Origin of the sequence: Pseudomonas sp. NLJ1 (assembly GCF_049486705.1) — a bacterium.
Lineage (GTDB): Bacteria > Pseudomonadota > Gammaproteobacteria > Pseudomonadales > Pseudomonadaceae > Aquipseudomonas > Aquipseudomonas inefficax.
Genome location: NZ_CP137735.1, coordinates 3,603,309 through 3,624,225, shown reverse-complemented (window position 1 = coordinate 3,624,225; position 20,917 = coordinate 3,603,309). Strand labels below are relative to the sequence as shown.

General features: G+C 64.9%; 18 protein-coding genes and 1 pseudogene. 8 read left to right on the top strand and 11 right to left on the bottom strand.

Going from position 1 to position 20,917, the window contains the following annotated elements:
• Positions 1–51: 51 nt before the first annotated feature.
• The 7 genes from R9B85_RS16395 to R9B85_RS16365 all read right to left on the bottom strand — a co-directional run bounded on the left by R9B85_RS16395 (position 52) and on the right by R9B85_RS16365 (position 8,807).
• A complete protein-coding gene (locus R9B85_RS16395) occupies positions 52–1,437 on the bottom strand; it encodes an aspartate aminotransferase family protein (protein ID WP_423770373.1) in 1,386 nt (461 codons plus the stop codon).
• Between the two features lie 12 nt (positions 1,438–1,449).
• Complete coding sequence (locus tag R9B85_RS16390; protein ID WP_112251970.1) at positions 1,450–2,916, bottom strand: NAD-dependent succinate-semialdehyde dehydrogenase; 1,467 nt, start codon at positions 2,914–2,916, stop codon at positions 1,450–1,452.
• Between the two features lie 36 nt (positions 2,917–2,952).
• Positions 2,953–3,972 carry a N(2)-acetyl-L-2,4-diaminobutanoate deacetylase DoeB gene (gene doeB / locus R9B85_RS16385; RefSeq protein ID WP_112251969.1) on the bottom strand — a complete coding sequence of 340 codons (1,020 nt, stop codon included), beginning with the start codon at positions 3,970–3,972 and terminating at the stop codon, positions 2,953–2,955.
• Between the two features lie 3 nt (positions 3,973–3,975).
• Complete coding sequence (doeA, locus tag R9B85_RS16380) at positions 3,976–5,166, bottom strand: ectoine hydrolase DoeA (protein WP_207878459.1); 1,191 nt, start codon at positions 5,164–5,166, stop codon at positions 3,976–3,978.
• 36 nt (positions 5,167–5,202) lie between these two features.
• Positions 5,203–6,195, bottom strand: a complete 993-nt coding sequence (gene eutC, locus R9B85_RS16375; protein WP_112251967.1) for an ectoine utilization protein EutC — start codon at positions 6,193–6,195, stop codon at positions 5,203–5,205.
• 31 nt (positions 6,196–6,226) lie between these two features.
• The gene (eutB, locus tag R9B85_RS16370; protein ID WP_313852721.1) at positions 6,227–7,198 is read right to left on the bottom strand and encodes a hydroxyectoine utilization dehydratase EutB; all 972 of its coding nucleotides are present in this window, start codon (positions 7,196–7,198) and stop codon (positions 6,227–6,229) included.
• A 214-nt stretch (positions 7,199–7,412) separates the two neighbouring features.
• Complete coding sequence (locus R9B85_RS16365) at positions 7,413–8,807, bottom strand: PLP-dependent aminotransferase family protein (protein WP_112252041.1); 1,395 nt, start codon at positions 8,805–8,807, stop codon at positions 7,413–7,415.
• A gap of 240 nt (positions 8,808–9,047) precedes the next feature.
• Between R9B85_RS16365 and ehuB the strand changes: the two genes are divergently transcribed.
• The 4 genes from ehuB (at position 9,048) to ehuA (ending at position 12,131) form a co-directional block, all read left to right on the top strand.
• Positions 9,048–9,902, top strand: a complete 855-nt coding sequence (ehuB, locus tag R9B85_RS16360) for an ectoine/hydroxyectoine ABC transporter substrate-binding protein EhuB (protein WP_423770372.1) — start codon at positions 9,048–9,050, stop codon at positions 9,900–9,902.
• A gap of 62 nt (positions 9,903–9,964) precedes the next feature.
• Positions 9,965–10,624, top strand: a complete 660-nt coding sequence (ehuC, locus tag R9B85_RS16355) for an ectoine/hydroxyectoine ABC transporter permease subunit EhuC (RefSeq protein ID WP_046616765.1) — start codon at positions 9,965–9,967, stop codon at positions 10,622–10,624.
• The gene (gene ehuD / locus R9B85_RS16350) at positions 10,621–11,277 is read left to right on the top strand and encodes an ectoine/hydroxyectoine ABC transporter permease subunit EhuD (RefSeq protein WP_003256382.1); all 657 of its coding nucleotides are present in this window, start codon (positions 10,621–10,623) and stop codon (positions 11,275–11,277) included. The genes ehuC and ehuD overlap by 4 nt, the downstream gene beginning before the upstream one ends.
• A gap of 59 nt (positions 11,278–11,336) precedes the next feature.
• Entirely contained in the window at positions 11,337–12,131 is a 795-nt protein-coding gene (gene ehuA, locus R9B85_RS16345) for an ectoine/hydroxyectoine ABC transporter ATP-binding protein EhuA (RefSeq protein WP_075046875.1), read from the top strand.
• A 130-nt stretch (positions 12,132–12,261) separates the two neighbouring features.
• On the opposite strand, the gene R9B85_RS16340 is transcribed toward ehuA, so the two are convergent.
• The gene (locus tag R9B85_RS16340; RefSeq protein ID WP_353844704.1) at positions 12,262–12,399 is read right to left on the bottom strand and encodes a Fic family protein; all 138 of its coding nucleotides are present in this window, start codon (positions 12,397–12,399) and stop codon (positions 12,262–12,264) included.
• Positions 12,400–12,793: 394 nt separating this feature from the next.
• Between R9B85_RS16340 and R9B85_RS16335 the strand changes: the two genes are divergently transcribed.
• From R9B85_RS16335 to R9B85_RS16325, 3 genes are all read left to right on the top strand, one after another.
• Positions 12,794–13,183, top strand: coding sequence for a YybH family protein (locus R9B85_RS16335; protein WP_112251964.1), 390 nt, complete (start codon positions 12,794–12,796; stop codon positions 13,181–13,183).
• A 94-nt stretch (positions 13,184–13,277) separates the two neighbouring features.
• Entirely contained in the window at positions 13,278–14,777 is a 1,500-nt protein-coding gene (locus R9B85_RS16330; protein WP_423770371.1) for a purine-cytosine permease family protein, read from the top strand.
• 13 nt (positions 14,778–14,790) lie between these two features.
• Positions 14,791–16,221 (top strand): aldehyde dehydrogenase family protein, encoded by a 1,431-nt coding sequence (locus R9B85_RS16325; protein WP_423770370.1) that lies wholly within the window; start codon positions 14,791–14,793, stop codon positions 16,219–16,221.
• Between the two features lie 130 nt (positions 16,222–16,351).
• Here the strand turns inward: R9B85_RS16325 and R9B85_RS16320 are convergent, their stop codons facing one another.
• A complete protein-coding gene (locus R9B85_RS16320; protein ID WP_375149712.1) occupies positions 16,352–16,870 on the bottom strand; it encodes a GNAT family N-acetyltransferase in 519 nt (172 codons plus the stop codon).
• A 159-nt stretch (positions 16,871–17,029) separates the two neighbouring features.
• Here R9B85_RS16320 and R9B85_RS16315 point away from each other — a divergent pair.
• A pseudogene (locus R9B85_RS16315) lies at positions 17,030–17,290 on the top strand (DUF3422 family protein); the annotation flags it as partial.
• Between the two features lie 69 nt (positions 17,291–17,359).
• Here R9B85_RS16315 and R9B85_RS16310 read toward each other — a convergent pair.
• Both R9B85_RS16310 and ada read right to left on the bottom strand, forming a co-directional pair.
• A complete protein-coding gene (locus R9B85_RS16310) occupies positions 17,360–19,771 on the bottom strand; it encodes a DUF3772 domain-containing protein (protein WP_423770369.1) in 2,412 nt (803 codons plus the stop codon).
• A 56-nt stretch (positions 19,772–19,827) separates the two neighbouring features.
• Entirely contained in the window at positions 19,828–20,880 is a 1,053-nt protein-coding gene (gene ada / locus R9B85_RS16305) for a bifunctional DNA-binding transcriptional regulator/O6-methylguanine-DNA methyltransferase Ada (protein WP_207878449.1), read from the bottom strand.
• Positions 20,881–20,917: the final 37 nt, after the last annotated feature.

The following is a 20,917-nucleotide window of genomic DNA, read 5'->3' as shown; positions in this document are numbered from 1 at the left end:
GGTTCGCCTGCCGAGGCCGGCGATGGGGCCGCACGGCGGCCCCTGCAATGCTCAGCCGAGCACCTTGCCAGCCACCTCATCGACCGCCGCTTTGGTGATGGCGACGATCTGCTCGGCATCCTCCTGGCTGAGCACCAACGGCGGTGCAAAACCGAGAATGTCACCATGCGGCATGGCCCGGGCAATCATCCCGCGCTCAAGGCACGCTGCCGACACCTGTGGCCCTACTTTCAACGCCGGGTCGAACGCCGTGCGCGCCTCGCGATCGGCCATGAACTCGACCGCGCAAAGCATGCCGTCACCCCGTACTTCACCTACCAGCGGGTGGCCTTCGAAGGTTTCGCGCATGCGCCGGTTGAGGTAAGCCCCCACCACTTCGGCATTCTCGGTCAGGTTCTCGCGCTCGAGAATATCCAGGTTGGCCAGCGCCGCCGCTGCGCAAATCGGATGCCCGGAGTAGGTCCAGCCGTGGCCCATGGGGCCGGCTTTCTGCGAGCCTTCTTCGATCACGTTCCACACCTTCTCGCCAACGATCACGGCCGACAGAGGCGCATAGGCGCTGGTCAGGCCCTTGGCCGTGGTGATCAGGTCCGGGCGGATGTCGTAGCGCTGGCTGCCCATCTTCGAGCCCAGGCGGCCAAAGGCGCACACCACTTCGTCGGCGATCAACAGCACGTCGTAGCGATCAAGCACCGCCTGGATCGCCTGCCAGTAACCCTTGGGCGGCACGATGATGCCACCGGTGCCCATCAGCGGCTCGCCAATGAACGCGGCGACGGTGTCGGGGCCTTCGGCCAGGATCAGTTGCTCCAGCTCGTCGGCGCAGTAGCGCACGAAGGCCTGCTCGTCCATGCCGGCCGGTGCCTTGCGGTACCAGTGCGGGCAGACCGTATGCTTGACGCCCTCCACCGGCAGGTCGAAATGCTGGTGGAAGCTGGGCAGGCCGGTAAGGCTGCCGGTCATGATGCCCGAGCCGTGATAGCCACGGTCGCGCGAGATGATCTTCTTCTTGAGTGGACGCCCCAGGATGTTGTTGTAGTAACGCACCAGCTTGACCTGGGTCTCGTTGGCATCGGACCCCGACAAGCCGTAATAGACCTTTTTCATCCCGGCCGGCGCCCAGTCGATGATACGGCTGGAAAGCTCGATGATCGCCTCGGTCGAGTGGCCGACGTAGGTGTGGTAATACGCCAGCTCCTTGGCCTGGCGATGGATGGCGTCCGCGACCTCGGTACGCCCGTAACCGATGTTCACGCAGTACAGGCCGGCGAAGGCGTCGATCAGTTCGCGGCCTTCGTGGTCACGCAGGCGAATGCCCTCGGCACCGGTGATGATCCGGCCCTTGAGCGCGCCGCTGGCGTGGTCATGGGCATGGGTCGAAGGGTGCATGAAGTGGGCGCGGTCCTGATCGAACAGCTGGCTGTAATCTTGGCTCATGGCAAACACTCCTTAGAACTGACCGTGGTGGTGCAAGCAAACGTATTTGGTTTCGACGAAGGGTTCGAAGCCCTCGCTGCCGCCTTCGCGGCCCAGGCCCGAGGCTTTCATGCCGCCGAACGGGATGGGGTGGCCGGTGAACTTGACGCCGTTGATCGCCACCATCGCGTGGTCGAGCCGGCGCACCAGCGGGTGCACGACATCGAGGCGGTTGCCGACGATGTAGGCAGCCAGGCCGTACTCGGTGTCATTGGCCATGGTGATGGCCTGCTCCAGCGTGTCGAACGGCATGACCCCGGCAATCGGCGCGAAGTTTTCTTCCTGGTAGATGCGCATCGCCGGCGTGACATCGGCAAGCACCGTCGGCTGGAAGAACCAGCCACCCAGCGCATGGCCCTCGCCACCGACCAGGCGCCGGGCGCCACGCTGCAGGGCGTCCTCGACCCGGGCCTGGGTGGCATCGAAGGCGGCCTGGTGCATCAGCGGGCCGACCTCTGCCGCTGTCTCCTCGCCATCGACCATCGCCGGGCCAACCTTCAGCGCCCGCACTGCTTCTGCGAAGCGCACCAGGAATGCTTCGTACAACGGCCGCTGCACCATGATCCGGTTGGCCGCACAGCAGTCCTGGCCAGACGTCTGGAACTTGGCTGCCACGGCCACCCGTACGGCCAGCTCCAGGTCGGCATCGGCGCAGACGATGAACGGCGCGTTGCCGCCCAGCTCCAGCGCCACTTTCTTCACATCCTGAGCCGCGGCTTGCAGCACCAGCTTGCCGACCCGGGTCGAGCCGGTGAAGCTGACCGCCCGCACGCGGCTGTCGCGCACCAGGGTTTCCATGGCCATCTGCGGCTCGCCGATCACCACGTTGAACACCCCCGGCGGGAAGCCGGCGTCCTCTGCCAGCTGGGCCAGGGCCAGCGCCGAGAACGGTGTTTCGTGGGCCGGCTTGACCACCACCGTGCAGCCGGCCGCCAACGCCGCAGCCGCCTTGCGGGTGATCATGGCGCTGGGGAAGTTCCACGGGGTGAGCAGCGCGCAGACCCCGACGGGCTCCTTCAGCGTACTCAGCTGGGCACCCGCAATATGGCTGGGGATGGTCTGCCCGTTGAGGCGCCGGGCCTCCTCGGCAAACCAGGGGATGAAGCTTGCCGCATAGGCGATTTCACCGCGTGCTTCGGCCAGCGGCTTGCCCTGCTCCTCGCTGAGAATGCGCGCCAGCGCCTCCTGGTGCTCGAGCATCAATTCGGCCCAGCGCCGCAACAGCGCAGCGCGGCTGTCCAGGCTCTGCTGGCGCCAGGCCGTGAAAGCCCGATGGGCGGCATCCACTGCAGCGACGATCTGCTCGTGGTCAAGCAGTGGCACATGGCCGATCACCTGGCGGTTGGCCGGGTCATGCACGGCGATGCTGTTGCCGCTGTGGCTGTGCAGCCATTGGCCATCGACGTGGCACAGGCTGTTGAATGGGTAGTGGTGTGACATGACTGTTCTCCATACCTCGTTGTCTTGGCGCCAGGTTCAGGCCAGTACGTCGGCGATCACCGCCAGGGTGTCGCCGCACTGCACCAGCCCGGGAAAGTGCCGGGCTGCGAGCAAGCCACTGCGGCGGGCGCGGTACTCGACCGGGGCACTGCCGGTGCGGCGGATGTCATGGATACGGGCGATCACTTCACCCTGGCTGACCGTTTCGCCCAGGTCGCGGCACATCTCCAGCAAGCCGTCGTGCTCGCTGGCGATGAAGCAATCGCCATCGGGCATGTCCAGCAGGGTTGTCTCGCCCTGCTCCACTTCGCCGGCGAGGATGCCGGCGTGAATCAGCACATTGCGCACGCCACGCTCCGCCAGGGCCACGCTTTTCGCCGTGGAGGTGCCACCACCGCCCAGTTCGGTGGTGATGAACACCTTGCCCTGCTCTTCTGCCGCGGTGTCGTACATCGCCTGCGCATCCAGCTCGAGCATGCGCATGCTGTAGGGCGCGGCGAAGGCCCGCATGCCGGCTTCACAGCGGGCCTGCTGGGCCTTGTCGGGCAGTACATGGCATGCAGCGAACGGCAGGAAATCGAGGGTGCGACCACCGGAGTGGATGTCCAGGACGATATCGGCCAACGGCAGCAAGGTGCGGCGGAAATAGTCGGCGATCTTTTCCGTCACGCTGCCATCAGGCCGGCCAGGGAAGCTGCGGTTGAGGTTGCCCCGGTCGATCGGCGAGGTGCGGGTGCCCGCCTGGAACGCCGGTGTGTTCATGAACGGCACGATGATCACCCGCCCGCTTACCTGCCCGGCCTGCAGCTGCTGGGCCAGCTTGCTCAGCGCCACCGGGCCTTCGTATTCGTCACCGTGATTGCCGCCCGTGAGCAAGGCTGTCGGGCCATTGCCGTTCCTGACCACCGTCAGCGGAATCATCACCGCCCCCCAGGCCGAGTCGTCACGCGAGTACGGCAGCTTGAGGAAGCCGTGCTGCACGCCGTCCTGCTCGAAATCCAAGGTACAGGTGATGGGGTTGGCCACCGTGGCGGCGGCCTGTGCGATCGCATTCATGGGTCAGTCCTTCACGAACAGCTGGCGCGGCACGTTGCACAGGGTCTCGACCCCGGTCTCGGTGATAAGGATGCTTTCGGTGATCTCCAGGCCCCAGTCATCCATCCACAGCCCCGGCATGAAGTGGAAGGTCATGCCCGGTTGCAGCACGCTGGTGTCGCTCGGGCGCAGGCTCATGGTGCGCTCGCCCCAATCTGGCGGGTAGCTGATGCCGATCGGGTAACCACAGCGGCTGTCCTTGTGTATGCCGAACTTCTCCAGCACGCGGAAGAACGCCCTGGCGATGTCACCGGTGGTGTTGCCTGGCCGCGCGGCATCGAGGCCGGCCGCGATACCTTCGACCACCGCCTTTTCGCCATCGAGAAAGTGTTGCGGCGGCTTGCCCAGGTACACGGTGCGCGACAGCGGGCAGTGGTAGCGCTTGTAGCAGCCGGCAATCTCGAAGAACGTGCCGGCGCCGCGGGTGAACGGGGAATCGTCCCAGGTAAGGTGCGGCGCGCTGGCATCAGCGCCAGTCGGCAACAACGGCACGATCGCCGGGTAGTCGCCGCCATGGCCATCGACACCGAGGATGCCGCTGCGGTAGATCTCGGCCACCAGCTCGTTCTTGCGCATGCCGGGCTCGATACGCTCGAGGATGCACCCGTGCATCTTTTCGACGATGCGCGCAGCGATGCGCATGTATTCGATTTCCTGCGGCGACTTGACCGCCCGCTGCCAGTTGACCAGCCCGGCGGCATCGCTGAAACGCGCCTGCGGCAAGTGCTTGCACAGCGCCTGGTAAGCCGCCGCGCTGAAGTAGTAGTTGTCCATCTCCACGCCGATGCTCAGGCCGCCCCAGCCCTTGGCCAGAATCACCTCCTGGCACAGGTAGTCCATCGGGTGGCGCTCGCGTGACTGCACATAGATGTCCGGGTAGCCGACGATGTTGTCGTGCTGCATGAACACCGTGCGCCTGGCGCCGTTGGCGTCCTGGCCGCGGCCAAACCAGACCGGCTCGCCATCGAGCGCCAGCAGCACGCACTGGTGCACGTAGAACGACCAGCCGTCATAGCCGGTGAGCCAGGCCATGTTCGATGGATCGGTTACCAGCAAAAGCTCCAGGCCCTGTGCCTGCATGGCAGCGCGGGTCTTGGCCAGGCGCTGGGCGTACTCCTGCCGACTGAACGGCAGGTTGACCACTGTCTGTGACATACGGATGCCCTTCTTGTGAGTGGGTTGCGAAAACTGTCAGCTGTTAAACGCCAGGCCTTTGTGGGCGGCGATTGCGCGTTCGAAGGCAAGGTTGGCGATGGCGGTGTCCTGGGCCCCGGTGCCGGTCAGGTCGCACAGGGTGACCTCTTCGGCCTGTACGCGGCCCGGGTGCAGGCCGGCGATGATCTGGCCCAGCTCGGAATGAACGGCCTGTTGGCTGACTGCGCCAGCGCGCAAGGCGTGGTGCAGTTCGCCCAGCACGCGGGTCTGGCTCAGGCGGTCGGCGACATAACGGTCGAGCCGGGCCAGGGCCGTGGGCGCGATCTCGTTCTTGTGCTCGGCATCCGAGCCCATGGCGGTGATGTGCAGCCCCGGTTGCAGGTGATGCGGCTGGATCAGCGGCTCGCGGCTGGGGGTACAGGTGATGGCGATATCGACCGCCTGCATGGCCTGGTCGACACTGTCGCAAGCCTTTACCTGCAGTTGCCCATCGCGCCCCAGGTCATCACATAACGCTGCGGTTCTCTGCGCATCGCGCCCCCACACCTTGACCTGCTCGATCGGCCGCACCAGGCGCAGTGCCTGCAGCTGCAGGCGTGCCTGTTCGCCACTGCCGATCAGGGCCACGCTGCGGCTGTCCTGCCGCGACAGCCAGCGTGCAGCTACCGCACCGGCTGCAGCGGTGCGCACGGCGGTGAGGTAGCCATTGTCGAGGAGCAAGGCATCGAGCAGGCCAGTGCGGGCTGACAGCAGCATCATCATGCCGTTGAGGCTGGGCAGGCCAAGCTTGGGGTTGTCGAAAAAGCCCGGGCTGACCTTGATCGCGAAACGCTCCAGCCCCGGCAGGTAGGCGGTTTTCACATCTACCTCGCCGTTGTGCTCGGGCACATCCAGGCGCAGGATCGGTGGCATCGCCACCTTGGCCGTGGCAAGCAGGGCAAAGGCCTGCTCGATAGCATCGATCGCGTCGCGGTCGAGGGTGATGCAGCTACGCAGGTCGGCTTCGCTGAGCAAGGTGATGGCCGGCATTCGAATACCTCCAGTGAAGGAAACGTGAGTTTCAGGCGTCGCCGCCGTTGATGACGCGCTGATGCTGTGCGCTGTCGACGTTGCGCCCGCTGACCACCACCACGACCGGGCCGCGGGCCGTCACCAGGCCGTCGAGCAGCGCGGCGATGCCGACCGCGCCGGCACCTTCGAGTACCAGCCGTTCGTGCTGGTAGGCGTGGCGCATGCCATTGGCGATCGACGCTTCCGGCAGCAGGTGAAGGTGGTCGAGCAGACGCTGGGTCATGCTCAGGGTGTGCTGGTTGCCCAAGCCGATGCCGCCGCCGAGCGAGTCGGCAAGGGTCGGCAGTTCCTCCACCTCGACCGGTTTGCCGGCCTGCAGGCTGGCGTACATCGCCGCGCCGCGCTGCATGCTGATGCCGTGGGTGGTGATCGCCGGCTTGATGCTTTTCATGGCCAACGCCACACCCGCGAACAGGCCACCACCGGACAGCGGAATCAGCACCTGCTCCACCTCGGGCAACTGCTCGATGATTTCCAGGCCCAGCGTGCCCTGGCCGGCGATGACCTGGGGGTGATCGAAAGGTGGAATCAGCGTTGCGCCCTGTTGCTCGGCATGTTGTTGCGCGGCCTGTTGGGCATCGTCCTGGGAATGGCCGATGACGCAAACTTCGGCACCCAGGTCGCGGATGGCCTGGACCTTGTTGGCTGGCACCAGTTGCGAAAGAAACACGGTTGCCTTCACACCCAGTTGCGCAGCAGCGTGGGCCACCGCCCGCCCGTGATTACCGGTGGAGGCCGTAACCACGCCGCATGCGCGTTGTTCAGCGCTGAGTACGGCGATGGCGTTGCTGGCGCCGCGCAGCTTGAAACTGCCGGTGGTCTGCAGGGCTTCGAGCTTCAGGTAGACCGGCGTACCCAGGCGCCGTGACAGGCTGGGGGAAAGTTCCAGCGGCGTGCTGCGCACCAGGCCGTGGATACGCTGGCGGGCGAGGTAGAGATCGTGAAGCGAGAGCACTGACATGACCGGGACCCAACAAGTGAGCTGATGTTGGGCGGAGTGTATGAGGCGAAAATTGTCGTGATGAATGTACTAGGGCAATTTGCCGGGGAATTTGTTTTTGCCTGCGCCGGCCTCTTCGCGGGTAAACCCGCTCCCACAGGTTCCGTGCGGGGTTCAGGAAATGCGCGATTCCTGTGGGAGCGGGTTTACCCGCGAAGAGGCCGGTACAGGCCGCTCAAAGCTCGTGGATCTGCGGGTACTGCCCGAACAACTCCCGCATATCGCCCAAGGCCTGGCGCAGCTTTGCGTCCGAACACTCGGCGCCCACGCACAAGCGCACGGCCCGTGGCCGCGGTGTACCGCGCACCAGGAACGGCTCCGGTGGCGTCACCGCAATCTGCCGGCGGCGCAAGGCACGTACCAGGCTGTCCACTTCCCAGCGCTCGGGAATGTTCAGCCACGCACCTAAGGCATGGGCGTGCTGGCCACGTACATATTCCCCCAGGTACTCACGCAACAACGCCTGGCGCTCGCCCAGCAAGGTGCGCTGCAACGCCACCAACTGCGCCGCGCGCCCGTCATTGATCCAGCGCGATGCAATCTCCGCCACCAGGGGTGTGGCCATCCAGCTGTTGACTCGCAAGATGCTCTCGGTGCGCAGCGCCAGGCGCTTGGGCATGGCCAGATAGCCCACGCGCAGGCCGGTCAGCACCGACTTGGTCATGCTGGTGCAGTAGAACGACAGCTCCGGCGCATAGGAACTGAGCGGCCTGGCATGGCTGCCACCCAGTAGCGGCCCGTAAACGTCATCTTCGATGATATGCACGCCAAAGCGCCGGGCAATTTCGGCAATCTCCTGGCGCCGGCTGTCGGGCATCAGGCTGACGGTCGGGTTGTTGAGATTGGGCGTGCACACCAGCGCAGTCACCCGCTCGTTGCTGCAGATGTCCTCGAAATGCTCCGGGTTGATGCCCTCGCGGTCCATCTCCAGGCCTTTGAGGGTGAAGCCGAGCACCTGTGAATTGCCAATCACGCCATGGTCGGTCAACCCCTCGCACAGCACCACGTCATCCGGCCCGGCCAGCGAGGCCAGGGCCAGGAAAATGGCGTGGGCGGCGCCGTTGGTGACCAGCACATCGTCACGCTCGACCTGCATGCCCAGGCCGGCAAGCCAGCGTACCGCGGCCTCGCGGTGGCTCTCGAAACCGGCGATGGGCCGGTAGGCATGGATCCACGGCTGCTCCTCTTCCACGGCCAGCTCGGCGCAGGTGTCGCGCCAGATGCGCTCATGCACCTGGGTGTGCAGGATGCGGGTGATGGAGAAGTCGACCAGGGTACGCTCGGGCAGGTCGATGATGTCATCCGACACACGGTCGCTCATGCGCCGGCTGACGAAACTGCCACGGCCGATCTCGCAACGCACCAGGCCTTGGCGTTCCAGCTCCTTGTAGGCATTGGTCACGGTCTGCACGCTGATGCCCAGGGCATCGGCTACCTGGCGCTGCGGTGGCAGGCGCTGGTCATGTACCAATACGCCGCGCTCGATCTCGCTGGTGACGGCCTGCACCAGGATCTTGTATTTGGACTCGCCGATGCGGGCGGCGTCCAGGGCTGCCTTCCAACTGTGCATCATGATGTTCGCTTCACTTGCCGGGGCCAGGGTCACAGCATCCCCTGTACATGTGCCCCGGGCAATTGTCCTAGTGCAATGCCATCGCCGTTTCAGCTTTTGTATGCTCGGCCCAAGGTCGAACTCCCGCTGCCTGGCAGCTTCGAACAAACGACCCACCCTGCTTTCGCTGTTTTGCTCCACTGCCTCCTAACACAGAGCCGTCGACGACGGTTTTTATAACAAACAGGAGTTTCATTGATGAGCCAGCCTTTCAACGTTCCACGCCCCTTCCAGCGCCTGCTGATGGCCTGTGCCACCTTCGGCGTGCTCGCCAGCGCCCAGGCCGCGAGCCTGGACGAGATCAAGGAAACCAGCCATATCCGCATCGGCTACGCCAACGAAACCCCGTTCGCCTTCACCGAAACCGATGGCCGGGTAACCGGGGAGTCACCGGAAATCGCCAAGGTCATCTTCGAGAAGATGGGCATCAAGCAGGTCGATGGCGTGCTCACCGAGTGGGGTTCGTTGATCCCAGGCTTGCGCGCCGGGCGCTTCGATGTGATTGCCGCCGGTATGTACATCACCCCGGCACGCTGCAAGCAGGTGATCTTCACCGACCCGCAGTACGCCCTGCCCGACACCCTGCTGGTGGCACAGGGCAATCCGAAGAACCTGCACAGCTACGCCGACATCGCCAGGAACCCGGACGTGAAGCTGGCGATCATGGCCGGCACGGTCAACCTCGCCTATGCCCGCGACTCCGGCATCACCGATGCGCAGATCCTTCAGGTGCCGGACACCACCGCCCAGTTGCAGGCCGTGCGCGCCGGCCGTGCCGATGCTGCCGTGGGCACCCAGCTGACCATGAAGGGCCTGGCGAAAAAGGGTGGCGACAAGGTCGAGGCGATCAGCGACTTCAAGGATGACCCGGCCCACACCGGCTACGGCGCCCTGGCCTTCCGCCCCGAGGACAAAGCGCTGCGCGATGCGGTCAACGCCGAGATGAAAAAGTGGCTGGGCAGCGAGGAGCATCTGAAGACCGTCGCACCGTTCGGCTTCGATCGCAGCAACGTGACAGACAAGACCGCCGCCGAGCTCTGTGCCCAGCAGTGAATCGAGGTGGCATGGCGCTTGCCATGCCAGTCCCTGTGTAATCCGATTATTCAGGTCGAACCATGGGTGAATTGATACCGTTGTTACTGCAAGGCGCCTGGGTCACCATCCAGGTCACCTTCTTCGGCTCGCTGCTGGCCATCGTCGCCGCGATCCTCGCCGCCCTCGGCCGGCGTTCGTCATGGCGGCCATTGAGCTGGCTGTGCGTGGCCTACATCGAGCTGTTCCGCGGCACCTCGTTGCTGGTGCAGTTGTTCTGGCTGTTCTTCGTATTGCCGCTGCCACCGTTCAACCTCGAACTCAGCGCCTACACCGTGGCCATCGTCGGCCTCGGGCTGCATATCGGTGCCTACGGTGCCGAAGTGATGCGCGGGGCGATCAGCTCGGTGGCCAAGGGGCAGTACGAAGCCTGCACCGCGCTGAACATGCCCGCCACCATCCGCTTCCGAAGGATCATCCTGCCGCAGGCATTGCTGGCGGCCATCGCACCTGGCACCAACCTGCTGATCGAACTGCTGAAAAACACCTCGCTGGTGTCACTGATCACCCTGTCGGACCTTAGCTTCCGCGCCCGTCAGCTGGACCAGGCGACCTTCCAGACCCTGGAAATCTTCAGCCTTACCCTGCTGCTCTACTTCGTCCTGGCGCAGGTCATCAACTTCCTCATGCGTCGGGTCGAACGGCGCCTGAGCCGCGGTCGCCTGCGGGGGAGCCTGTCATGAATTTCTGGGACTGGAACTACGTCGCGCAAATCCTGCCCGACTTGCTGCAGGCGTCGCTGAAAACCCTGGGCATCACCTTGGTAGGCTTCCTGATTGCGGTGGTACTGGGCCTGTTCCTGGCCATCGCCCGGCGCAGCCGCCAAGCCTGGCTGTCGTGGCCGGTAGCACTGCTGATCGAGTTCATCCGCAGTACGCCGCTGCTGATCCAGGTGTATTTCCTCTACTACGTGCTGCCCAACTACGGGGTCAACATGACGGCCATGCAAGCCGGCATCATCGGTATCGGCGTGCACTACGCCTGCTACCTGGCCGAGGTTTACCGCGGTGGCCTCGACTCGGTGGCGCGCAGCCAGTGGGAAGCGGTGGTCGCCCTCAACTTCGCGCCGTGGACCGCCTACCGGGCAGTCATCCTGCCCCAGGCGATTCGGCCGATCCTGCCGCCGCTGGGCAACTACCTGATCGCCATGCTCAAGGACACCCCGGTGCTGTCGGCCATCACCGTGGTGGAAATCATGCAGCAGGCCAAGAACGTCGGCTCGGAAAGCTTCCGCTACCTCGAGCCGATCACCCTGGTCGGTCTGTTCTTCCTGGCCTTGAGCGTCGCTCTGGCCTACCTCGTTCGGCGCCTTGAAGTGCGCCTGGAGCTCCGCTGATGATCGCCCCTGTGACCCACTTCGCCACTGCCACCGCCACCCAGCCGCTGGACACCCACATGCCCACACCGGCCATCGCTCAACCGATCGTCAGCTTCAAGGACGTGACCAAACGCTACGGCAGCTTCACCGTGCTCGACGGCCTCAACCTCGATGTCGCCCCCGGCGAAAAGGTGGCGATCATCGGCCCCAGCGGCTCGGGCAAGTCGACGTTGCTGCGGGTACTGATGACGCTTGAGGGCATCGACCAGGGCATGATCGAAGTCGATGGCGAATCGCTCACCCACATGCCCGGGCGCAACGGCGCGCAACTCATCGCCAACGAGCGCCATGTACGCAAAGTGCGGGCGAAGATCGGCATGGTGTTCCAGAGCTTTAACCTGTTCCCGCACATGAGTGCCTTGCAGAACGTGATCGAGGCCCCGGTCCAGGTGCTGGGCGTGAAGCCGGCCGAGGCGCGCGAACGGGCAGCCGAGCTGCTGGAGATGGTTGGCCTGGGCAACAAGTTCGAGCATTACCCGTCGCAGTTGTCCGGTGGCCAGCAACAACGCGTGGCGATTGCCCGGGCGCTGGCGATGCGGCCCAAGGTGATGCTGTTCGACGAAGTGACCTCGGCGCTGGACCCGGAGCTGTGTGGCGAGGTGCTGAACGTGATCCGCCGGTTGGGCAGCGAGCACAACCTGACCATGCTGATGGTGACGCATCAGATGGGCTTTGCCCGCGAGTTCGCCGATCGGGTGTGCTTCTTCTATAAGGGGCAGATCCACGAACAGGGGACGCCGGCGCAGATCTACGAAAACCCGCAGCAGGAGCGGACCCGGGCGTTCCTGAGTGCAGTGCGGGAGGCGAACTGACCTGCGATCGTCGCTTCAGTATTTCCCTGTGGGAGCGGGCGCGCCCGCGAACACCGGCGAAGCCGGTGCCATGCACCACGCTGGATTCTTCGCGGGCACGCCCGCTCCCACAGGATGCGCGGCGCGAAACCTACCTTGCAACCCGCCGATATTGCTGTTTGGGGCTCCGTTGTGATTCGGGATCAGTCATTTCGATCAACCCGACAGCCGCCGGGTACAAGTAACTCTTGCGGAATGTGGCACGGTGCGAGAGGCCAAGTTGGTGCATCAATTCGCTACTCTTAATGCAGCAGGCGAGTGCCGCGATAGATGCTTACCCCTCAACGCCGAACCCGCTTTGAATATTCGTTGCAGTCAGATGACAGTTGGATAGCTGAAAGCCCTTTGGGCTGCGCTGTCGCCTAGAGAACTGCATTCGCAAGCGGTCCGCATACCCTGTGGGAGCGGCTTTAGCCGCGAAGAATCCAACGCGGTGCCTGGCACCGGCTGCGCCGGTGTTCGCGGCTAAAGCCGCTCCCACAGGATGCGGCGCGAAACCCAAACAAGCGCAGCCATCACTTCACAAATTTCTGAACTGATTATTTGCCCGCAGCGATTTTTCCCCTCGCCAACCGCCACCAGAATCGCTTCACCACAATCACAAGAACCGTGAGGCCACTCCCGTGGACCAGACACTCCAGGTACGGCAAGCCGCCGCCGACCTCGTTGCCGCGTTCGCCAGCAACGACACTGCTCGCTATTTCGCCTGCTTCAGCGAAGACGCCACCTTCCTTTTCCACACCCTGCCGCAACCGCTGCTGTCGCGCCATGCCTACGAGCAACTCTGGGCCCGGTGGCAGGCCGACGGGTTTGCGGTATTGGCCTGCGAATCGGGCAATGCCCAGGTGAGCCTGCAAGGTGATGTGGCGATCTTCATGCACGATGTGGCCACGCACATCCGCATCGCCGGCGAAGAACACAAGTTGAGCGAGCGCGAGACCATCGTCTTCCGCCGCCACGGCGAACGGTGGCTGGCCTGCCACGAGCACCTGTCGGTCGTATCGCCGGCCTGATCATCCCTTTACGCGGCCCTGCCGCCCTGCCATCGCACCCACAATAAGGCCCGCGTACTGCGCCGGCCCACAACAACCGCGCTGGAGCATCACCATGAGCCACTCGACCGGTATCGAGACCAACGGCGTCGAACAGATCCCCGACGATCAACGCGACGCCTCCCCGCTGGACCTGTTCCGCCTGATCTTCGGCGGCGCCAATACCTTCGCCACGGCCGTACTGGGCAGCTTCCCGGTGCTGTTCGGGCTGTCGTTCCAGGCCGGCGTGTGGGCGATCCTGCTCGGCGTCGTCGTGGGCGCGCTGATCCTCGCGCCCATGGGCCTGTTCGGCGCGCTCAACGGCACCAACAACGCGGTGTCGTCGGGTGCACACTTTGGCGTGCATGGGCGCATCGTCGGTTCGTTCCTGTCGCTGCTTACCGCGGTGGCGTTCTTTTCGCTGTCGGTGTGGAGCTCGGGCGACGCCCTGGTCGGGGGCGCCAAGCGCCTGGCTGGCCTGCCGGAAACCGACCTCACCCTGGGCCTGGCCTACGGCCTGTTCGCGGTACTGGTGCTGGTGGTATGCATCTTCGGCTTCCGCTTCATGCTGTGGGTGAACAAGATTGCCGTGTGGGCATCGAGCTTGCTGTTCCTGCTGGGCATCGTTGCCTTTGCCGGGCCGTTCGATGCCGGTTATGCGGGCAGCGTAAACCTCGGCCAGGCGGGCTTCTGGGCGGCATTCGTCGGTGCGGCGATCCTGGCCATGAGCAACCCGGTGTCGTTCGGTGCGTTCCTCGGCGACTGGTCGCGCTACATCCCGCGTGAAACGCCCAAGGCGCGCATCATGCTGGCGGTGATCGCGGCCCAGGGCGCGACACTGATCCCGTTCCTGTTCGGCCTGTGCACCGCCACCCTGGTGGCCACCCAGGCGCCGGACTACATCGCTGCCAACAACTACGTCGGTGGCTTGCTGGCGGTGGCGCCAAGCTGGTTCTTCCTGCCGGTGTGCCTGATTGCGGTGATCGGCGGCATGTCCACTGGCACCACGGCGCTGTACGGCACCGGCCTGGACATGTCCAGCGTGTTCCCGCGCCTGCTCAGCCGTGCCGGCGCCACACTGCTGATCGGCGTGCTGGCGATCGGTTTCATCTTCATCGGCCGCTTCACCTTCAACCTGGTGCAGAGCGTGTCGACCTTCGCCGTACTGATCATCACCTGCACCAGCCCGTGGATGGTGATCATGATCCTCGGCCTGGTCACTCGCCGCGGCTTCTACCATGCCGACGACCTGCAGGTGTTCACCCGCGGCCAGCGTGGCGGCCACTACTGGTTCCTGCATGGCTGGAACTGGCGTGGCATGGGGGCATGGATCCCCAGCGCGGCGGTCGGTCTGTGCTTCGTCAACCTGCCTGGGCAGTTTGTCGGCCCGCTGGGCGACCTGGCCGGCGGCATCGACCTGAGCCTGCCGGTCACCCTGGGGCTGGCAGGCGTGCTGTACCTGCTGCTGCTCAACCTGTTCCCCGAACCTGCTGGCGTGTATGGCCCCCAGGGCCCGCGTTGGGTGCGTTGCAAAAGCACCGCGCACACGCCGGTAACCACCGCCGAAATGGCCTGACTGGAAACCGACCATGACCACTTCCCACTACATTGCCGGCCGCTGGGTCGAAGGCCAGGGCAGCGACTGCATCAGCGTCAATGACCCGGCCCTTGGGCAACCGTTTGCCGAACTGATGGCCGCCAGCATCGCCCAGGTAGACCAGGCAGTGACCGCTGCCCGTGGCGCCCTGCCCGCCTGGAAAAACACCAGCGCCAGCGAACGCGCCGCCTACCTGCGCGGTTTTGCCGAGCAACTCGGCCAACGCCGCGAAGCGCTGATCAGCTTGCAGATGCGCAACAACGGCAAGCCACGTCACGAAGCGGAAATCGACCTGGACGACGCCATCGCCACCTTCAGCTACTACGCCGAACTGGCCGAGCAACTGCCATCGAAGAACCGTGACGTACCCTTGGCTGCACCGGGTTTCACTGCGCGCACTCGCCTGGAGCCGGTGGGCGTGGTCGGCCTGATCGTGCCGTGGAACTTCCCGCTGGTGACCAGCGCCTGGAAGCTCGCCCCGGCCCTGGCTGCCGGTTGCACCGTGGTGCTCAAGCCCTCGGAAGTCACCCCGCTGATCGAACAGGCCTACGGCCAGATCGCCGATGCCCTGGGGCTGCCGGCCGGGGTGTTGAACATCGTCAACGGCAAGGCCGAGACTGGCGCCGCACTGAGCAACCACAACGGCCTGGACAAACTGTCGTTCACCGGCAGCAACAGCGTCGGCAGCCAGGTGATGCGCAGCGCGTCGGCGCAGTGCCGGCCGGTGACGCTGGAACTGGGTGGCAAGTCGGCGATCGTGGTGTTCGATGATTGCGATGTCGACCAGGCTGTGGAATGGATCGTCGCCGGCATCACCTGGAATGCCGGGCAAATGTGCTCGGCCACTTCGCGGCTGCTGGTGCAGGACGGCATTGCCGATGCGCTGCTAACGCGCTTGCAGGCTGCACTGGAAAACCTGCGGGTCGGTAATCCGTTGACCGAAGAGGTCGATATGGGGCCACTGACCAGTCAGGCCCAGTGGTTGAAGGTGGCCAGCTACTTTGCCACGGCGCGGGAAGAAGGCCTGCAGTGCCTGGCCGGTGGCAAGGCGCTGGACCGGGATGGCTGGTTCGTCAGCCCGACGCTGTATGCCGATGTGCCGAAAGACAGCCGCCTGTGGACCGAGGAAATCTTTGGCCCGGTACTATGCGCACGGCGCTTTGCTACCGAGGAACAGGCGATTGCCGAGGCCAACGACAGCCGTTTCGGGCTGGTGGCGACGGTGTGCTCCGCCGACCTGGAGCGCGCCGAGCGAGTGGCCGATGCGCTGGAGGTTGGCCATGTGTGGATCAACTCGGTACAGGCGGTGTTCGTCGAGACCTCATGGGGTGGTACCAAGGGCAGCGGGATCGGGCGTGAGTTGGGGCCGTGGGGGTTGTCGGCCTACCAGTCGGTCAAGCATGTGACGCGGTGTCTGGGCTGAGATTTCTGCGGCCGCTCCCACAGGGATAGCGCAGGCCTGAAGGGCAGCGCCGTACCTGTGGGAGGGGGTTTACTCGCGAAGAGGCCGGTGCAGGCAACACATGCCATGCGGCCCATTCGCCGGCAAGCCCCTACCCCAGGCGGTGATACACAACCGCTTCATGGCCCGGCTTGTTGTCGAGCAACTCGAACCCTAGCCCGACGACCTTGAACCCCACCCGGCTCAACACCTTGGCGGACGCAATGTTCCGCTTCAGGCAACTGGCCGCCAGGGTATGGATCCCCAGCTCATCAATGGCATACCGGCAAACCCGGCTGGCAGCCTGGGTTGCATGGCCATTGCCCCAGAACGCCTTGCCCAGCCAATACCCCAGCACCGGTGCTGCACCGCCCAGCTCCCGCAACGAAATCACCCCCATCAGCGTTCCCTCATCACGGCAGCAGATCCCCCACACCACCCCTTCCCTGGCCGCCCAGAGCCGTGGGTGCCGGCCAATCCAGGCACTCGCCAGGCCTGGCGGGTAAGGAAAGGGAATGAGCGAGGTCATCTGGGCGATTTCCCGGTCCTGCAGCAAGCCCTCGATGGCAGACGCATCGCGCTGGGCGAGGGGGCGAAGCTGCAAACGTGGCGTATACAGTGTGGGTTGCATTCGGTTCTCCCTGCTCGTCGAATAGCTACTGTATGCGCAATCTCGCGGTAGCTGCCGGCTGCGCTGCGACAATATGTGTCACCAACAGGTAACTTTCACGGCCCCCGGCAAAGTCCCACTCCCTGGTCCCCCAAATCACAACACCAGGCCGGACCACCCATGCACCCTCAACGCACCGCCTTGCACAATGAACTGCACGCCCGCCCGTCGCTGTATTTCGACGGCCCGGCGCATGTCTTCCACCTGGCCTTGTTCGGAGGCGACGCTGCTGCCCGGATGCCCTGGACACCGCAACCGCCCAGGGCATCACCCGCCTGGATGGGCATCCGTTCAAGTGGGAGCGGCACACCGAGTTCTTCACCCTGACCCTGGTGGTGCCCTGCACTGCAGCCGGTGCTGGCCGAGGCTATCGCCCCGCAACCCACAGGTACTGCGTATGGCTTGAAGACGACGCGGCCCTTGTGAGAGCCGGCTTGCCGGCGATTGGCTTCACACCGACTCGTCAGCCGAGCGATTGCCCTCTTGCACCAACACCATGCTCTGCGGCGACGACAAGGAAATGCCTTCATCACGCAGGCGCCCAAGAATGGTGAACAGCAGGTCGCTACGGGTACCAGACACCTGCCGCGGCCCCGCCACGTAACCACTCACGCCAATCACCATCCCGCTGCTGGTCAGGTCCTTGAACGACACCGAGGTGGCCGGCGCATCCAGAATCGCCTCGTGCTCCTGATAAGCCGCCAGCAGCAATTCACGCACGCGGTTGGCATCGGTCTCCAGCGGCAGCGTCAGCGTAATGCCGACCACGCCCAAGGCATTGCCCATGGTCACGTTGCGCACGTTCTGGGAAATGAACTGCGAGTTGGGCACGATTACCGTCGAACGGTCGGACATCTGGATCTCGGTGGCACGCACGTTGATACGGCGAATGTCGCCCTCGACGCCCGCCAGGCTGACCCAGTCGCCCACCTTCACCGGGCGCTCGGTCAGCAGGATCAGGCCAGAGATGAAGTTCTGCACGATCTGCTGCAAGCCGAAACCGATACCCACCGACAGGGCACTGACCACCCAGGTCAGGCTGGTGAGGTTGATGCGCAGGGTCGACATCACCAGCATGGCCAGGAAGATGAAGCCCAGGTAACCCACCAGGGTCACCAGCGAGGCACGCATGCCGGCGTCCATGTCGGTTTCCGGCAGCAGGCGATCGCTCAGCCAGCGTTTTACCACGCGGATGGCGAACAGGCCGCCGAGGAACATCACCACTGCCAACAGGATGTCCTGGGGGACAATGTTCATGTTGCCCAGCAGCTTGCCGCCGGTCTCGTCCCAATCACCCAGGCTCAGCAGCAGCTCGCTGGGGCTGGTGCCCGATGGCATCAGTGCCAGCAACAACGCCAGAAACAGCACCACGGTGCGGCCGATGCCGGCCAGGATGGTGCTGGCCTGGGCCTGGTGACGTGGCGCCAGGCCCAGGGTCGAGGCCAGCGCCAGGCCGCCGGGTTGGCGGGGCGACAGCAGGGTTTCGCAGAGGTCGCCAAAGAAGGTGGTCAGCAGGTAGGCACAGGTGATCACCAGGCTGACCCACAGCAGCTTGGCAGTGAGGAAGTAGGCGAGTGTCAGGTAACCGGCGAGCAAGGCCAGCAGGATCAGCGTCAGCCAGATCACCATCACGAACGGGATCAGCCCGGCCAGGCCCGTGGGGCGCTCCAGGTCATGCTTGCGCAGGGTGCGGCGGTAACGCAGCAGCGCACCGGCGAAGGTGACCGCCACGACCAGCGCGGTCAGGCCGTTGACCGCCACGGTCAGCGCCAGGCTGGCACCGATCACGCTGTTGATGCGTTCCATGGTCATCATGACCATCAGCGCCAACGCCAGCACCTTGGGGAACCAGCCCAGGGCGCTGGCCACTTCGTCGTGAATCGGCGGCAGGCGCCAGGACGGGCGCTGCAGCATCAGCATGGCGCGGCCCAGGCCGGTGATGAAGGCACTGAACACCACCAGCGCGAGCACATGGTTGGCCAGGCTGGCGATATCGGAGCCCAGCTCGGCGCTGCTCTCCAGCCCCCAACGCAGCAGCGAGACCGAGCCGGCGATGGTACCCAGGGTTGCCAGGCTCACCCCCAGCGCCAACGCACTGCGGCGCAGGCGGCCTTCGGGTAGCCAGCTGACCATGGCGCCGGCCAGCAGGCGCTCGAGCATGCGACGCACCAGGGTCCATACCAGGATTGCCGCCACCAGGCTGGTAATGAACAGCCAGCGATGCTCGGCGCTGAAGGCGCTGGCAATGGCATCGGCAGTCTCGCCACGCAGGTCACGCAGGCGTGCCACATCGTCCTGGGTGGGGCGAATGATGCTCTGCCAGAACGCCGGGCTCAGCGGTGAGGCCGCGCGGCTGGTGATCTGCGAGTTGAACTGGCTGCGGCGCAGGTTGACGATTTGCGTGGACAGGTCGCGGGCCGACTGGGTCAGCTTGGTCGCCTGCTCCTGCTGGGCTACCAAGGCCTTTTTCTCGGCCTCCAGCTCCTTGCGCTGCTGGGTCAGGGTGGCGGCCTCGTCCGGCTGGACCGGGCCGATGACCTTGAGCTTGTCGTCGACTTTCTCCACATCGGTGGTGCGCAGGGCACTTAACGCATCGGCCTGGCGCTGGACCTGCATGGCGCCCAGGCGCAGTTGCGACAGCAGGTCGTCGTTGGCCTCGCTGGTTACCCCCTGGCGAATCTGGTCCAGTCGATCGCTCAACTGCTCGATGCTGGCGTTTTCATCCAGCACGTTCGCTTCGGCAACCGCCAAATTGGACAAGGGCGTGGCCGGGGCCGACCAGGCCGGGCTGGCAATGGCCAGCATCAGGGCCATGAAAACCATCAGGCCTGGGCAATAACGGGCAAGGCTGACACGCCTCATCGAATATTCCTCTTTACAATTCGATTTGGCGGGGGATTCTACGCGGCTTCAGGCAATCAGGAGAGTGCCGTTTCTCGTTTGAGCAGTTGTTGTTTGCGCTCGACACCCCAGCGGTAGCCGCTGATGTCGCCGTCCCGGCGCACCACCCGATGACAAGGGATGGCCACGGCGATGTGGTTGGCCGCGCAGGCCATGGCCACCGCACGCACCGCCTTGGGCGCGCCTATGCGCTCGGCGAGGTCGGTGTAGCTGACCCGGCTGCCGGCCGGCACCTCGCGCAGGGCCTGCCACACCCGTTCCTGAAACGCTGTGCCTTGCACATCCAGTGGCAAGGCCAGGCCCAGCGCAGGGGCTTCGACGAAGCCCACTACCTCGGCGACCAACCGTTCGTAAGCACTGTCGCCGCCGACCAGGTGGGCCTTGGGAAACTGGTCCTGCAGGTCGCGCAGCAAGCCCTCGGGGTCGTCGCCCAGCAGGATCGCGCAAATGCCCTTCTCGCTCTGGGCCACCAGGATCGCGCCCAGAGAGCACTGGCCGAGGGCGAAGTGGATGGTTGCCCCGGCACCGCCGGCGCGGTATTGCCGCGGGCGCATGCCCAGGCGCTGGTCGGCGCTTTCGTAGAAACGGCTGTTGGAGTTGTAGCCAGCGTCATAGATGGCATCGGTGACAGAGCGCTGGCCATCTTCCAGATGCGCGCGCAGGCGCCGGGCACGGAAAGCAGTGGCATAGGCCTTGGGGGTGAGCCCGGTTTCGGCCTTGAACAGGCGGTGCAGGTGGAAAGGGCTGATGGCCAGTCGGGCGCTGAGTTGGTCGAGGCTGGGCGCAGGGTCGCTGGCTTCTATCAGCCGGCAGGCGCGGGTGACCAGCTGGCTGTGGCGCGTGGCGCTGGTGGTGGCGATGCAACGTTTGCAGGCGCGGAAGCCGGCGGCTTCGGCGGCGGCTGGGGTGTCGTAGAACTCGACGTTGGTTCGCTTGGCCAGGCGTGATTTGCAGGCGGGGTGGCAGTAGATACCGGTGGTGCGCACGGCGTAGACGAAGTGGCCGATGGCGGCGGTTTCGCGGGATGCTACGGCTTGCCAGCGTTGGTCGGGGGTGGTGTAGGAGCTCATGGGTAAATGTCCAGGTAAGTTGTTGCCTTTACCGGCC

Bases quoted from the DNA above. Each gene is read 5' to 3' on its own strand.
- R9B85_RS16395 (WP_423770373.1), bottom strand. From the start codon at position 1,437: ATGAGCCAAGATTACAGCCAGCTGTTCGATCAGGACCGCGCCCACTTC.
- R9B85_RS16390 (WP_112251970.1), bottom strand. From the start codon at position 2,916: ATGTCACACCACTACCCATTCAACAGCCTGTGCCACGTCGATGGCCAA.
- doeB (WP_112251969.1), bottom strand. From the start codon at position 3,972: ATGAATGCGATCGCACAGGCCGCCGCCACGGTGGCCAACCCCATCACC.
- doeA (WP_207878459.1), bottom strand. From the start codon at position 5,166: ATGTCACAGACAGTGGTCAACCTGCCGTTCAGTCGGCAGGAGTACGCC.
- eutC (WP_112251967.1), bottom strand. From the start codon at position 6,195: ATGCCGGCCATCACCTTGCTCAGCGAAGCCGACCTGCGTAGCTGCATC.
- eutB (WP_313852721.1), bottom strand. From the start codon at position 7,198: ATGTCAGTGCTCTCGCTTCACGATCTCTACCTCGCCCGCCAGCGTATC.
- R9B85_RS16365 (WP_112252041.1), bottom strand. From the start codon at position 8,807: ATGCACAGTTGGAAGGCAGCCCTGGACGCCGCCCGCATCGGCGAGTCC.
- ehuB (WP_423770372.1), top strand. From the start codon at position 9,048: ATGAGCCAGCCTTTCAACGTTCCACGCCCCTTCCAGCGCCTGCTGATG.
- ehuC (WP_046616765.1), top strand. From the start codon at position 9,965: ATGGGTGAATTGATACCGTTGTTACTGCAAGGCGCCTGGGTCACCATC.
- ehuD (WP_003256382.1), top strand. From the start codon at position 10,621: ATGAATTTCTGGGACTGGAACTACGTCGCGCAAATCCTGCCCGACTTG.
- ehuA (WP_075046875.1), top strand. From the start codon at position 11,337: ATGCCCACACCGGCCATCGCTCAACCGATCGTCAGCTTCAAGGACGTG.
- R9B85_RS16340 (WP_353844704.1), bottom strand. From the start codon at position 12,399: ATGCACCAACTTGGCCTCTCGCACCGTGCCACATTCCGCAAGAGTTAC.
- R9B85_RS16330 (WP_423770371.1), top strand. From the start codon at position 13,278: ATGAGCCACTCGACCGGTATCGAGACCAACGGCGTCGAACAGATCCCC.
- R9B85_RS16325 (WP_423770370.1), top strand. From the start codon at position 14,791: ATGACCACTTCCCACTACATTGCCGGCCGCTGGGTCGAAGGCCAGGGC.
- R9B85_RS16320 (WP_375149712.1), bottom strand. From the start codon at position 16,870: ATGCAACCCACACTGTATACGCCACGTTTGCAGCTTCGCCCCCTCGCC.
- R9B85_RS16310 (WP_423770369.1), bottom strand. From the start codon at position 19,771: ATGAGGCGTGTCAGCCTTGCCCGTTATTGCCCAGGCCTGATGGTTTTC.
- ada (WP_207878449.1), bottom strand. From the start codon at position 20,880: ATGAGCTCCTACACCACCCCCGACCAACGCTGGCAAGCCGTAGCATCC.